The sequence below is a fragment of the Nocardia sp. XZ_19_231 genome (assembly GCF_015355705.1).
Lineage (GTDB): Bacteria > Actinomycetota > Actinomycetes > Mycobacteriales > Mycobacteriaceae > Nocardia > Nocardia salmonicida.
In genome coordinates this window covers 313,951-326,123 of record NZ_JACUZI010000001.1, presented here as the reverse complement: position 1 = coordinate 326,123, position 12,173 = coordinate 313,951, and the positions used below count along the sequence as shown (strand labels likewise).

At 67.1% G+C, this 12,173-nt stretch carries 12 protein-coding genes; 1 reads left to right on the top strand and 11 read right to left on the bottom strand.

The features are described from left to right. Positions 1–246: 246 nt before the first annotated feature. The 8 genes from IBJ82_RS01380 to IBJ82_RS01345 form a co-directional block, all read right to left on the bottom strand. The gene (locus tag IBJ82_RS01380; protein ID WP_194824139.1) at positions 247–1,758 is read right to left on the bottom strand and encodes a PstS family phosphate ABC transporter substrate-binding protein; all 1,512 of its coding nucleotides are present in this window, start codon (positions 1,756–1,758) and stop codon (positions 247–249) included. Positions 1,759–1,850: 92 nt separating this feature from the next. Continuing rightward, complete coding sequence (locus IBJ82_RS01375; protein ID WP_194824138.1) at positions 1,851–2,888, bottom strand: PHP domain-containing protein; 1,038 nt, start codon at positions 2,886–2,888, stop codon at positions 1,851–1,853. A gap of 5 nt (positions 2,889–2,893) precedes the next feature. Then, positions 2,894–3,475 carry a dihydrofolate reductase family protein gene (locus IBJ82_RS01370; RefSeq protein ID WP_194824137.1) on the bottom strand — a complete coding sequence of 194 codons (582 nt, stop codon included), beginning with the start codon at positions 3,473–3,475 and terminating at the stop codon, positions 2,894–2,896. A gap of 64 nt (positions 3,476–3,539) precedes the next feature. Continuing rightward, complete coding sequence (gene mutM / locus IBJ82_RS01365) at positions 3,540–4,400, bottom strand: bifunctional DNA-formamidopyrimidine glycosylase/DNA-(apurinic or apyrimidinic site) lyase (protein ID WP_194824136.1); 861 nt, start codon at positions 4,398–4,400, stop codon at positions 3,540–3,542. Positions 4,401–4,403: 3 nt separating this feature from the next. Continuing rightward, on the bottom strand, positions 4,404–5,135 hold the full coding sequence (gene rnc, locus IBJ82_RS01360) for a ribonuclease III (protein ID WP_194824135.1): 732 nt from the start codon (positions 5,133–5,135) through the stop codon (positions 4,404–4,406). Positions 5,136–5,159: 24 nt separating this feature from the next. Beyond that, a complete protein-coding gene (rpmF, locus tag IBJ82_RS01355; protein WP_040708879.1) occupies positions 5,160–5,342 on the bottom strand; it encodes a 50S ribosomal protein L32 in 183 nt (60 codons plus the stop codon). An 80-nt stretch (positions 5,343–5,422) separates the two neighbouring features. Next, positions 5,423–6,028 (bottom strand): DUF177 domain-containing protein, encoded by a 606-nt coding sequence (locus IBJ82_RS01350; protein WP_194824134.1) that lies wholly within the window; start codon positions 6,026–6,028, stop codon positions 5,423–5,425. Positions 6,029–6,115: 87 nt separating this feature from the next. Beyond that, positions 6,116–6,889 carry a DivIVA domain-containing protein gene (locus IBJ82_RS01345; protein WP_194824133.1) on the bottom strand — a complete coding sequence of 258 codons (774 nt, stop codon included), beginning with the start codon at positions 6,887–6,889 and terminating at the stop codon, positions 6,116–6,118. A gap of 281 nt (positions 6,890–7,170) precedes the next feature. Between IBJ82_RS01345 and IBJ82_RS01340 the strand changes: the two genes are divergently transcribed. Continuing rightward, positions 7,171–7,689: a GtrA family protein gene (locus IBJ82_RS01340; RefSeq protein ID WP_370585097.1), complete on the top strand. Its 519-nt coding sequence runs from the start codon at positions 7,171–7,173 to the stop codon at positions 7,687–7,689. Here IBJ82_RS01340 and coaD read toward each other — a convergent pair. Genes coaD through IBJ82_RS01325 form a run of 3 tightly spaced genes read right to left on the bottom strand, consistent with a single transcriptional unit; the run spans position 7,686 to position 12,133 of the window. After that, positions 7,686–8,171 (bottom strand): pantetheine-phosphate adenylyltransferase, encoded by a 486-nt coding sequence (coaD, locus tag IBJ82_RS01335; protein ID WP_194824131.1) that lies wholly within the window; start codon positions 8,169–8,171, stop codon positions 7,686–7,688. The two genes, IBJ82_RS01340 and coaD, sit on opposite strands and share 4 nt — an antisense overlap. A 3-nt stretch (positions 8,172–8,174) precedes the next feature. Further along, on the bottom strand, positions 8,175–8,738 hold the full coding sequence (gene rsmD / locus IBJ82_RS01330) for a 16S rRNA (guanine(966)-N(2))-methyltransferase RsmD (RefSeq protein WP_194824130.1): 564 nt from the start codon (positions 8,736–8,738) through the stop codon (positions 8,175–8,177). Beyond that, a complete protein-coding gene (locus IBJ82_RS01325) occupies positions 8,735–12,133 on the bottom strand; it encodes a pyruvate carboxylase (protein ID WP_194824129.1) in 3,399 nt (1,132 codons plus the stop codon). The genes rsmD and IBJ82_RS01325 overlap by 4 nt, the downstream gene beginning before the upstream one ends. Positions 12,134–12,173: the final 40 nt, after the last annotated feature.

The window sequence follows — 12,173 nt, the reverse complement described above, 5'->3', positions numbered from 1 at the left end:
CAACCTCGCAACACTTGCGCGAACAAGAGATGGCCGCCTCGGCGGAGGTGGAGACGAGAGCTTCACCGCCGTCCATGGGGCATGGTTGGCCTGGCCAGACGCAATGCGCACCGTTTCGGGTGCCCGTCTGAACAGAGGGGCCGTCAAGGAACGTACCCCGCTACCGCAGAGTAAACCAGCGTGTTACTGGAAATGTTCGGTCTCGATTCCTGCAGCCTGACAGGAGATTACGCGGTCAGATGCGGTCTACGGCGTACAGACGGCGGGTTCTACGGGATCCACGCACGGAATATTTCCGAACTCGATCATGGTGAGCCTGGCCTTACCGTGGGTCAGATAGTCGATGAACTGGGCAACCAGCGAATCACCGGCGACCGGACCGTGGGTGAGGGCGTACTCGACTCCGACGAAGGGGTACCGACCCGCGCGCATCGAGTCCGCCGAAGCACCGACACCGTCGATCGAAACCGCCCTGACCTCGGCGCCGACGGCCGAGGTCTCCATGTAGCCCACTGCACCAGGAATTTTGGCAACGAATGTTGCCACTTCGTCCGTGAGGTCGACCTCGCATTGCGCACCACCGGCCGCCATCCCGATGCAACTGGTGTAGGGAAACACCTTGCGGTTGCCCTCGAGTAGGCGGGATTCGAGTGCGCGCCGGGTGCCCGAGCCCGCGGTCCGATCGATCAGCACCACCGGCAGGTCGGGGCCGCCGATCTGGTTCCAGTTCTTCACATCTCCCCGGTACAGGTCCCGGATCTGCGCGACCGTGAGGTTCGTCAGACCGACGCCGGGGTGCACCACCATCGAGAACGAGCCGAGCGCCAGTGGATGTTCGGTCAGGGCTTCGAAGGAATTGCCCTTGGAGCCGTCACCGATCGCGAGCGTGTGCTGCGTCTGACCGTCGCGCGCCAGGGTACGCAGGCCCGGTTCGGTCCCCGCGAACGCGAAGGTGAATTTCGCGTCGGTACAAGTCTTCTCGTAGTCCTGCGCAGCTTTGCGGATCATCGGCGCCATCGCCGTCGAGCCGACGACGGTGAGTTCACCCGCAGCACAGTCACGCGGCGGCGGATCCGGTTGCAGCGCGAGAACGGCCTGGACCGTGATCAGCGCTACCAGGAATCCGCACAGCGCCATCAGCTTTCGCGACGGCCCGGTCTTGCTCTTGGTCTCGATAACCTTGCCGCCCTTGACCGCCCCGGTCAGGATCGGTTCCGCCGGCACTCCTGCGCCGTGTTCCCGCTTCAGCACCGCCAGAATCTTGTAATGCTGGCCTCGTTCGAGTGGCACCTTCGGCAGGTCGATGATGCCCTCGAAGCGCGGGCCCTCACCCCGCGTCCGCTTCCCGATACCAGAACCCGGACCGAGGTTGTCGGGCAATACCCCCTCGAGTTCGGTCACCGCCATGCCGATCACCTCGCGACCGGGGAAGGTGACGTGCAGCCCGATCAGCGCGGATTCGGGGCTGCGCATCCGGTAGTCGTCGGCGTCGATGGCGAGGGTGCCACTATTCTCGACGCGGACCAGCACCACCGACAGCTTCGAAAGATCCAGCGGCATTCCGGGGATCTCCGGGGTGCTCAGATTGCGCAGCGCACCTACCAGCGAAGCGGATTCGGTCTCACCGGTGACCGGCGTGTCCATCTGCACGCGGTAACCCAGCCGCCGACGCCCGACCAGGACGAACTCGCGCACGAATGCTGCCGACGCGACCACGATACCCGCCCCGGACAGCACGATCTCAATAGGAACGTTCATCGGATCCCCCGCACTCAGCCACCATCGGCGAGTTGATATCTACCAGGCAGCAGTCGACCGGACGGAGGTGAAATCAGTTGTTGGGCAAGACTTCACCCAATGGATTCCCGACACCAGGACAGGAGCTCATCGACCGGCCAGGTGTCGATCACCTTCTCGGCGGTGACCCCGTGGGCCAGTGCCCGCTCGCATCCGTAACCCTGCCAAGCCAGTTGGCCCGGCGCGTGGGCGTCGGTGTCGATACTGAACAAGCAGTCCATCTCGACGGCCAGTTCGATCAAACGTCCGGGTGGATCACGGCGTTCGGGGCGGCTGTTGATTTCGACGGCGGTGCCGTAGCGGCGGCAGGCTTCGAAGACGAGTTCGGCGTCGAACGACGACTCCGGTCGGGTGCCGCGCGCCCCTTCCACGAGGCGGCCGGTGCAGTGGCCCAGGATATCGACGTTGGGGTTCGCGACCGCGTAGACCATGCGTTCGGTCATGGTGTCGCTGTCGTCGCGCAGGTGCCAATGCACGCTGGCGACAACGACATCCAGGCGTTCGAGGAGATCTGCCCGCTGGTCGAGGGTGCCGTCGTCGAGGATGTCGACCTCGATGCCGGTGAGGATGCGAAACGGCGCCATCTGCTCGTTGAGTTCGGCGATCACGTCGAGTTGGCGCAGGAGCCGGTCGGCGGACAGGCCGTTGGCGACCTTGAGGCGGGGCGAATGGTCTGTCAGCGCGCAGTATTCGTGGCCGAGCGCGGCCGCGACGCCCATCATCTCCGCGATCGGACTTCCACCATCGGACCAGTCCGAGTGGGTATGCAGATCCCCACGGAGCGCGGCGCGCAACTCCTCGCCCGCCGGTGCGATCGGCTTCGCTTCCTTGCGGAGCTCGGCCAGATAGTCGGGAACCTCACCGGCACAGGCTTGTTCGATGATGGCCGCGGTCTTCGGCCCGATTCCGGCGAGCTCGCGCCAGCTGTGTTCGCTCGCGCGAGTGGCGAACTCGGCGTCGGCGAGTCCGGCGACGACATCGGCGGCGCGGCGGTAGGCCTTCACCCGGTGCGTTTCGGCACGACTACGTTCGAGCCAGAACCCGACCTCACGCAGTGCCGCCACCGGACCCGGACTCGCCGCCGATGTCATCGCGGCTACTTGATCCGGCCGTACTTGAGGAACGCGACGCCGTCGGCGTACACCCGGCTGGTGATCACCCGGAACCGCTCCGGCGCGGGCAGTTTCGCCCCGCCGCCGAACAGCGGCCTGCCGGTACCGAGCACCACCGGGTGCAGCTTCAAGAACACCTGGTCGATCTCGGGCAGCAGCGCCTGCGCCAGTTCACCGCCGCCGCAGAGCCAGATCCCCAGTCCGTCTTCGCGTTTGAGTTCACGCACCGCGGCGGTCGGGTCCTCGGCGATCAGTTCCACGCCCGGCGCCGGCGCTTCGGGCAGCGTCGTGGACACCACGTATTGGCGCAGGTGCTCGTACGGGCTGGCGGTGCCGGTGCGGACGCCGAAATCGTGGGTCTTGCGGCCCATGATCACGGTGTCGAAGTAGATGTTGCCCGCCGCGATCCCGCGCGCCTCGCGCACCTTGGTCGGCAGGGTTTCCGGGTACTGCGAGATGATCGCGGGCCCGTGGTCACCGCCTACCGGAAAGAAGTCCAGCGTCCCGTCCTCGGCGGCGATGAAGCCGTCGATTGTCGATGCCACGAAATAGGTCAGCTTGCGCATAACGTCCTCCCTGCACGGACCCGGTCTGTCACGACCTGTCAGGGGAAACGTTAGCGTGCCCGGATCAGCGGCGGCGCGGCTTCCGTTGACACTTGGGACAGGAAAACGACGACCGATTCATGAACTGTTCCCGAACCAGCAACGTCGCGCACCGATCGCACGGTTCGTCCTCGCGCCCGTAAGCGGCCAGCGACCGGGAGAAATAGCCGGATTCGCCGTTCACGTTCACATACAGGGCGTCGAAGGAGGTGCCGCCGACGGCCAGCGCCTCGGTCATGACCGAGGTGACTCCGTCGAGCAGGGTGCGCAGGACCGGGCGGGTGAGATCGGCGGCGACGCGGGTGCCGTGCAGACCGGCCCGCCACAGTGCCTCGTCGGCGTAGATATTGCCGATGCCCGAGATCACCGTCTGATCGAGCAGCACGCGTTTGATCTCGGTGTTCTTGGCGCGGATTGCCGCGACCACGGCGTCGCGGTCGAAGAGTGGATCGAGTGGATCGCGCGCGATGTGGGCCACGGAATCGGGCACCACGGTCCCGTTCACCTCGACGAGGTCGGCCAGTGCCCAACCACCGAAGGTGCGCTGGTCGACGAATCGCAATTCGGCGCCGTCACCGAGCACGGCCCGGATGTGCGCGTGTTTCTCGACGGGCGCGTCGGCGGGTTGCACGAGCATCTGACCGCTCATGCCCAGATGCACGACCAGCGCGGTATCGGGCTCGTCGAAGGTGAGCCAGAGATATTTCCCGCGCCGCCGCGCGGAGTCGATCCGCAGTCCGGTGAGCCGTGCCGCCAGATCAGCACCACCCGCGACGTGCCTGCGCACGGCACGCGGGTGGGTGACGGTGACGGTCTCGATCGCCCGACCGACCGCATGATCGGCGAGACCGCGCCGAACGACCTCGACCTCGGGCAATTCGGGCACGGATCAGGCTTTGGTCGTGGATTCGTCGGTCAACGCCTTGTAGGCCGTACCGGCGGCCTTCTGCTCGGCTTCCTTCTTGGAACGGCCGATGCCCGAACCGTACGCATGACCGGCGATCACCGTGGTGGCGGTGAACTCCTTGTTGTGGTCGGGTCCGGTGGAGGTGATCTCGTAGGCGGGCACGCCGAGACCGCGTTCGGCGGTGAGCTCCTGCAGGCTGGTCTTCCAGTCGAGGCCGGCGCCCATGCGGGGGCCACGCTCGAGCAGGTCGGCGAACAGCCGGAGCACCACATCGCGCGCGGTTTCGATGCCGTGCTCGAGGTGCACCGCACCGAGCAGCGACTCCATGCCGTCGGCGAGGATGCTCGGCTTGTCGCGGCCGCCGGTGAGCTCTTCGCCCTTACCGAGCAGCAGATACTGGCCGAGACCGCCGTCGCCGAGACCACGCGCCACCTCGGCGAGCGCGTGCATGTTCACCACGCTGGCGCGCAGTTTCGCGAGTTCACCCTCGGACTTCTCCGGATGCTCGGTATACAGGCGCTCGGTGATGCTGAGGCCGAGTACCGAGTCGCCGAGGAATTCCAGGCGCTCGTTGGTCGGCAAACCGCCGTTCTCGTACGCGTACGACCGGTGCGTCAGCGCTAGGCGCAGAAGCTCCGGTCGTACGTCGACACCGAGCGCGGTGAGAAGGCTGGCGTGATCCGCCGCGCCTACATTGTCTTTACTGGCTGTCACGTTGCTAGGAATGATCTACAACGATCAGACTGCAGAGGTGACCTGGCGGCCCTTGTAGGTACCGCAGGACGGGCACGCGATGTGCGGGAGGGTCTTCTCACCACACGCGCGGTTCGGGCAGGTGACCAGGGTCGGCGCGGTGGCCTTCCACTGGCTGCGCCGCGACCGGGTGTTGGAACGCGACATCCGACGCTTGGGAACAGCCACGGCTACTTCTCCTCTTGGTTTTCGCTGACTACACCGGCATCAGATGCCGCGGCAGCGGTTTGGTCTTGGTGGTGGAACCCTCAGGCGGGGTCGCCGGTACCGGGCTCGTCAGTGGCGAAATTCGCCAACTTCGCCCAGCGAGGGTCCAGTATCTCATGCCCATGATCAGGACCCGCAATCGCCATCCGCACACCGCACTCGGGGCACAGGCCCGCGCAGTCCGGCGAGCACAGCGGCTGCAGCGGAAGCTCCAGCCCGATGGCATCGAGGATCACCGGTTCGAGGTCGACGAGGTCGTCTTCCATGCGGTAGACCTCGGCGTCCTCGGTCGTCTGCTCGGTGGTGCTGTCCGGATAGGCGAACAACTCCGTCAGACGAATCTCCACCTGGTCGTCGAACGGTTCGAGGCAGCGCGAGCACTCCCCGGACGTCGGTCCGGATGCCGTGCCGGTGACCAGCACACCCTCCGAGACGGCCTGCAGTTGCAGGTCGAGTTCCACCTCGGCGTCGGCCGGGATGGCGATCAGGTCGAGACCCAGCCGCTCGTGGTCGGTGACCGTGCGATGCATCTCCCGCATGGTTCCCGGCCGACGGCCGAGATTGCGGACGTCCAGCACGAAACCCGCCTCCGACACAGGACCATTGGTCTTGCGTGGACGCGCGGACGAACCGGAACCGGCGGACATCACTGACTCACTTACCGTCGAGGGGATCATGGGCAACCACTCCACAGTACGGCAGGACCCCGCCGGAATTCAAAACGCGCGCTCGGCTCAGCGGCGGTGCTCAGCAGCGTATTCGGGGTATTCGGCGGCCGGTCCGCCGCGCATCTGCTGACGACCACGAGTAATCGAGCGCCGGGTGGTGTTGAGCGTCTCTTCCATGGCTGCGAGCCGGTTGCCGAAATCGGCCATCTGCTCGTCGACGTAGTCGTCGCATTCGGTGCGCACCCGGTCGGACTCGGCCTGCGCCTCGTCGATCAGGCGGGCGGATTCGGCGTGCGCCACCCGCACCACCTCGGTCTGCGCGACCAGGCGAGCCTGTTCGGCCTTGCCGTCGGCGACCGAGCGCTCGTAGGAGGCCTTGCCCGATTCGATGGCCCGGTCGGCGTCGATCTGGGCGCGGCCGGTGAGCTCGTCGTATTCGGCATTGCCGTCGGCCACGACCTGATCGGCCTCGGCCTGGGCCGACGCCACCAGGCGGTCGGCGTGGGCGGTGGCCTCGGCGACCATGCGGTCGGCGTGGTCCTTGGCGTCGGCGAGGATGCGATCGGCCTCGGCCCGCGCGGAGTCGATGGTGATGCGCGCCTGCTCGTTGGCCGTGGTGACCGTCGTTTCGGCGCCGCTGCGGGCGTCACCGACGATCTTGTCGCGGTGATCGAGCACGTCCTGGGCGTCGTCGAGTTCACCGGGCAGCGCGTCGCGAACATCGTCGAGAAGTTCGAGGACGTCACCGCGCGGCACGATGCAGCTGCGGGTCGGCGGGATGCCGCGCGCCTCTTCGACGATGGCGACCAGTTCGTCGAGTGCTTCGAATACGCGATACATGCTCACTACCCTCCTGCGGACTCACGGCGAAACCACTACCGCCGACGCCCAGTGTGCCTGCCCCGGGCGGCTGTGCCGAATGTCGACGCGGTGTGTCGCGACAGTGTCCAAGATCGCACAGATATCAAGTGGAGTGCAGCCCTCCACTTCGGCTACCATCGGAAAGCACGACAACGCCGTCCGCCGGGAAGCACCGCAACCTCTTCGCTGTTGTACTCCTCGCGTCTGTTCATTTGGGATCGGAGTCGAACATGACCCTCCTGGAAACTCCTAGGAGTCCGGTGTCGCACGTCGCGGGCATGTTCACTCCCTGGACCGGTCCGTTCCCCGTGGTGACGCCGAGTGAAGTCGCACCCGCGCTGCGCCCGCAGTTCGAGGGCGCGCTCACCTACCTGCGCGGCGACCGCGCGCTGCCCCAACTCTTCCGATTCGCCCTCGTCGGCGGGTCGAGCAATATCGCGTACGTACTGCTGTTCTTCGCGATGCACAGCATCGGCCCGCTGGTCGCCAATGTGGCCGGATCGGTGGTCAGCACGATCATCGCCAACGAATTCCACCGCCAGCTCACGTTCCACGCCACGGACCGGGTCACCTGGTTCACCGCGCAGTGGGAAGGCGGCGGGATCGCGTTGATCGGCCTCGCGATCACGACCGCGTGCTTGGCCGGGTTGGATTTCTGGGCGCCCAGCCTGGGTGACATCACGCAAGCACTGACGATCCTGGCCATCACCGCCGCGGTCGGCGGCCTGCGATTCCTGGCCTTGAGAGGGCTCTTCCGCCTCCCCGCGACTGTCGGCTAGCCCTGACGTTCGGCCAAGCGGTCCAGCAGACGCTTGTGCACCGCAGGCGGGAGCATGTCGCTCACGTCGCCGCCGTAGGCCGCCACTTCTTTCACCAGCGAGCTCGACAGGAAGCTCAGTGACGGGTTGGTGGCGATGAAGAAGGTGTCGACGCCTGCCAGCTTGTGGTTCATCTGGGCCATCTGGAGTTCGTAGCCGAAGTCGCCCGCGTCGCGCAGACCCTTGACGATCGCGCTGATGCCCTCCTGCTTGGCGAAATCGACCGTCAGCCCCTGCCACGACGCGACGCGCACGTTCGGCAGGTGGGCGACCGATTCGCGCAGCAGTTCCATGCGCTCTTCGACGGTGAACATGCCCTGTTTCTTAGGATTCACGTTCACCGTGACGATCACTTCGTCGAACTGTGCGGCCGCGCGGGCGAACACGTCGAGGTGACCATTGGTGACCGGGTCGAAGGAGCCGGGGCACAGTGCTGCAGCCATACCTCAGACGCTAGCACCGAACTCGGCGAGCTCGACCCTGGTCTCTCCGTACTTGCGCACCTTCAACGCGACATAGCCTGCGGGCCAGGTGATTTCGGGGGAACGGCTCGACCGCTCCACCGCCACCAGCGCGTCGGGCGCGAGCCAGCCGTTGCTCGCGAGGGCGGCGAGGTCGGCGATCACGTCCTCGGTGCTCACGTCGTACGGCGGATCCGAGAACACCACGTCATAGGCCCTCGGCGCGGTCTGCTTCAGCACCGAGGAGACGCTGCCGAGCCGCAGTTCCGCACCGGGCAGACCGAGCTCGGCGATATTGGCGCGCACCACCTCGGCCGCCTTGCGGTCGGACTCGACCAGCAACGCCTGGTCGGCCCCGCGCGAGAGCGCTTCCAGACCCAGCGCGCCCGAGCCCGCGTACAGGTCGAGGACCAGCGTGCCGTCCAGATCGAGGCGGGCGTCGATCGCGCTGAAGAGGGCTTCGCGCACCCGATCCGAGGTGGGTCGGGTGCCCGCGGGCGGCACCTTCAAGCGCCGCCCGCCTGCCACACCCGCGACGATGCGTGTCATTCCGACTCGCGTGCGACCAGTTCCACCAGCAGGTCGCCACCCTCGACCTGCTGCACCTTGGCGGTCGCGATCCGGCCCACGATGCCGCCGCGCGGCGCGGTGATGGCGGCTTCCATCTTCATCGCCTCGATCGTGCCGACGGTGTCACCGGCGTGGATCTCGTCGCCCTCGGACACCGCCAGGGTCACCACACCGGCGAACGGCGCCGCGATGTGGCCTGCGTTGTTCTTGTCGGCCTTCTCGGAGGCGGGCACCTCGGAGGCGACGGACCTGTCACGCACCGCGACCGGGCGCAGCTGCCCGTTCATGATGCACATCACCGTGCGCATGCCCTTCTCGTCGGGCTCGGAGATCGCCTCGAGGCCGATGAGCAGGGTGACGCCCTTCTCCAGCTGCACGCGGTGCTCTTCGCCGCGGCGCAGGCCGTAGAAGAACTGGTTCTCCGACAGACCGGTGGTGTCGCCGTACTTCTCGCGGTGGGTGTTGAACTCGGCGGTCGGGCCGGGGAACAGCAGCCGGTTCAGCGTGGCGCGGCGTTCGTCGGAGGAGCCGTCGAGCAACTTCTGGTCGGCCGCGCTCAGCGGGGTCTCCGGCTTGGGTTCGTTGCGCCCGGCCAGTGCCTTGCTGCGGAACGGCTCGGGCCAGCCACCCGCGGGGGTGCCGAGCTCGCCGCGCAGGAAGCCGATCACCGAGTCGGGGATGTCGTAGCGGCCCGGGTCGGCGGCGAAGTCCTCGATATCGACACCGGTGCCGACCAGCGCCAGCGCGAGGTCACCGACCACCTTCGACGACGGGGTCACCTTGATCAGGCGACCGAGCAGCCGGTCGGCGGCCGCGTACTTGGCCTCGACCTCTTCGAACCGGTCACCCAGGCCGAGCGCGATGGCCTGCTGACGCAGGTTCGACAGCTGACCACCCGGGATCTCGTGGGTGTACACGCGCCCGGTCGGCGCGGGCAGGCCCGACTCGAACGGCGCGTAGACCTTGCGCAGCGCCTCCCAGTACGGCTCGAGATCGCACACGTTCTGCAGGTTCAGGCCGGTGTCGTGATCGGTGTGCGCGGCGGCGGCCACGATCGCCGACAGCGCGGGCTGGCTCGTGGTGCCCGCCATCGCCGCGGACGCGCCGTCGACCGCGTCGGCTCCGGCCTGCCACGCCGCCAGGTAGGTGGCCAGCTGTCCGCCGGGAGTGTCGTGGGTGTGCACATGCACCGGCAGGTCGAAGTTACTGCGCAGTGCGGTCACGAGTTTCGCGGCCGCGGGGGCGCGCAGCAGACCGGCCATGTCCTTGATCGCGAGGACGTGTGCGCCCGCGTCGACGATCTGCTCGGCCAGCTTCAGGTAGTAGTCGAGGGTGTAGAGCGACTCGTTCGGATCCAGGAGGTCGCCGGTGTAGCTCAGCGCGACTTCGGCGACGGCGGTACCGGTTTCGCGGACCGCGTCGATCGCCGGACGCATCTGGTCGACGTTGTTGAGCGCGTCGAAGATGCGGAAGATATCGATACCGGTCGTGGCGGCTTCGGAAACGAACGCGCGCGTGACCTGTTCGGGGTAGGGCGTGTAGCCGACGGTGTTGCGACCGCGCAGCAGCATCTGCAGGCAGATGTTGGGCACGGCTTCACGCAGGGCCGCCAAGCGTTCCCACGGGTCCTCGTGCAGGAACCGCAGTGCCACATCGTATGTCGCGCCACCCCACGCCTCGATGGAGAGCAGCTCGGGGGTCAGTCGCGCGACGTGTCCCGCCACCCCGAGCAGACCGTTGGTGCGCACGCGGGTGGCCAGCAGGGACTGATGCGCGTCCCGGAAGGTGGTGTCGGTGACGCCGAGCGCCTTCTGCTCGCGCAGGGCACGGGCGAAACCCTCCGGCCCGAGGGCGATCAGTCGCTGGCGCGAGCCGTCCGGCGGCGGCAGCGTCAGGTCGACGGCGGGCAGCTTGTCGTAGGGGTACACCGTGGTCGGGCGGTCGCCGTTGGGCTTGTTGATGGTGACGTCGGCCAGATAGGTCAGGATCTTGGTGCCACGGTCGGCTGATCCACGCGAGGTGAGCAGCTCGGGGCGCTCGTCGATGAACGAGGTGGTCACCCGGCCCGCCTGGAAATCGGGGTCGTCGAGCACCGACAGCAGGAACGGGATGTTGGTCGTCACGCCGCGGATACGGAATTCGGCCAGCGCGCGACGAGCGCGAGCGGTGGCGGCGGGCAGGTCACGACCACGGCAGGTGAGCTTGACCAGCATCGAGTCGAAGTAGGCGCCGATCTCGGCGCCCAGGTTCGCGCCGCCGTCGAGACGGATGCCTGCGCCGCCCGGTGTGCGGTAGGCGGTGATGCGGCCGGTGTCGGGGCGGAACCCGTTGGCCGGGTCCTCGGTGGTGATGCGGCACTGCAGCGCGGCACCGCGGATCTGCACCGTCTCCTGGCTCAGACCCAGGTCTGCGAGGGATTCCCCCGCCGCGATCCGCAGCTGCGACTGCACCAGGTCGACGTCGGTGATCTCCTCGGTGACTGTGTGCTCCACCTGGATGCGCGGGTTCATCTCGATGAACACGTGGTTGCCGCGCTCGTCCAGCAGGAACTCCACGGTGCCCGCGTTGATGTAGCCGATCTGGCGGGCGAAGGCCACCGCGTCGGCGCAGATACGTTCGCGCAGTTCGGGAGACAGGTTCGGGGCGGGCGCGAGCTCGATCACCTTCTGGTGGCGACGCTGCAGCGAACAGTCGCGCTCGAACAGGTGCATCACATTGCCGTGCTGGTCGGCCAGGATCTGCACCTCGATGTGGCGCGGATTCACCACCGCCTGCTCGAGGAACACCGTCGGATCACCGAACGCCGACTCCGCTTCCCGCGACGCCGCTTCGATCGATTCACGCAAGAGCTCGGGCGTGGCGACCCGGCGCATGCCACGACCACCACCACCGGCGACGGCCTTGACGAAGATCGGGTATTCGAGATCGGCTGAGGCGGTGAGCAATTCGTCGATATCGGCCGAGGGCGCGCTGGACTTCAGCGTCGGCAGCCCGGCCGCCTTGGCCGCTTCGATGGCGGTGGCCTTGTTGCCCGCCATCTCGAGGATCGCGGCGGTGGGGCCGATGAACGTGATGCCCTCGGCGGCACAGGCCGCGGCGAGGTCGGGGTTCTCCGACAGGAAGCCGTAGCCGGGGTAGATCGCGTCGGCGCCCGCGCTCTTGGCGGCCTCGATGATCGCCTCGATCGACAGATACGCGCGAACCGGGTGGCCCTCTTCGCCGATCTGGTAGGACTCGGCTGCCTTCAGGCGATGGACGGAATTGCGATCCTCGTACGGGAATACCGCGACCGTTCCGATGCCGAGTTCGTAGGCCGCGCGGAAGGCACGGATAGCGATCTCACCACGATTTGCGACCAAGACTTTCGAGAACATTGGCCTACGGTACCCGGCCGTGAGGCGGGGTCGGACACGC

What these genes read in the sequence shown, in the direction of transcription:
- IBJ82_RS01380 (WP_194824139.1), bottom strand. Translation starts at nt 1,758, where the DNA reads ATGAACGTTCCTATTGAGATCGTGCTGTCCGGGGCGGGTATCGTGGTC.
- IBJ82_RS01375 (WP_194824138.1), bottom strand. Translation starts at nt 2,888, where the DNA reads ATGACATCGGCGGCGAGTCCGGGTCCGGTGGCGGCACTGCGTGAGGTC.
- IBJ82_RS01370 (WP_194824137.1), bottom strand. Translation starts at nt 3,475, where the DNA reads ATGCGCAAGCTGACCTATTTCGTGGCATCGACAATCGACGGCTTCATC.
- IBJ82_RS01350 (WP_194824134.1), bottom strand. Translation starts at nt 6,028, where the DNA reads ATGTCCGCCGGTTCCGGTTCGTCCGCGCGTCCACGCAAGACCAATGGT.
- IBJ82_RS01345 (WP_194824133.1), bottom strand. Translation starts at nt 6,889, where the DNA reads ATGTATCGCGTATTCGAAGCACTCGACGAACTGGTCGCCATCGTCGAA.
- coaD (WP_194824131.1), bottom strand. Translation starts at nt 8,171, where the DNA reads ATGGCTGCAGCACTGTGCCCCGGCTCCTTCGACCCGGTCACCAATGGT.
- rsmD (WP_194824130.1), bottom strand. Translation starts at nt 8,738, where the DNA reads ATGACACGCATCGTCGCGGGTGTGGCAGGCGGGCGGCGCTTGAAGGTG.
- IBJ82_RS01325 (WP_194824129.1), bottom strand. Translation starts at nt 12,133, where the DNA reads ATGTTCTCGAAAGTCTTGGTCGCAAATCGTGGTGAGATCGCTATCCGT.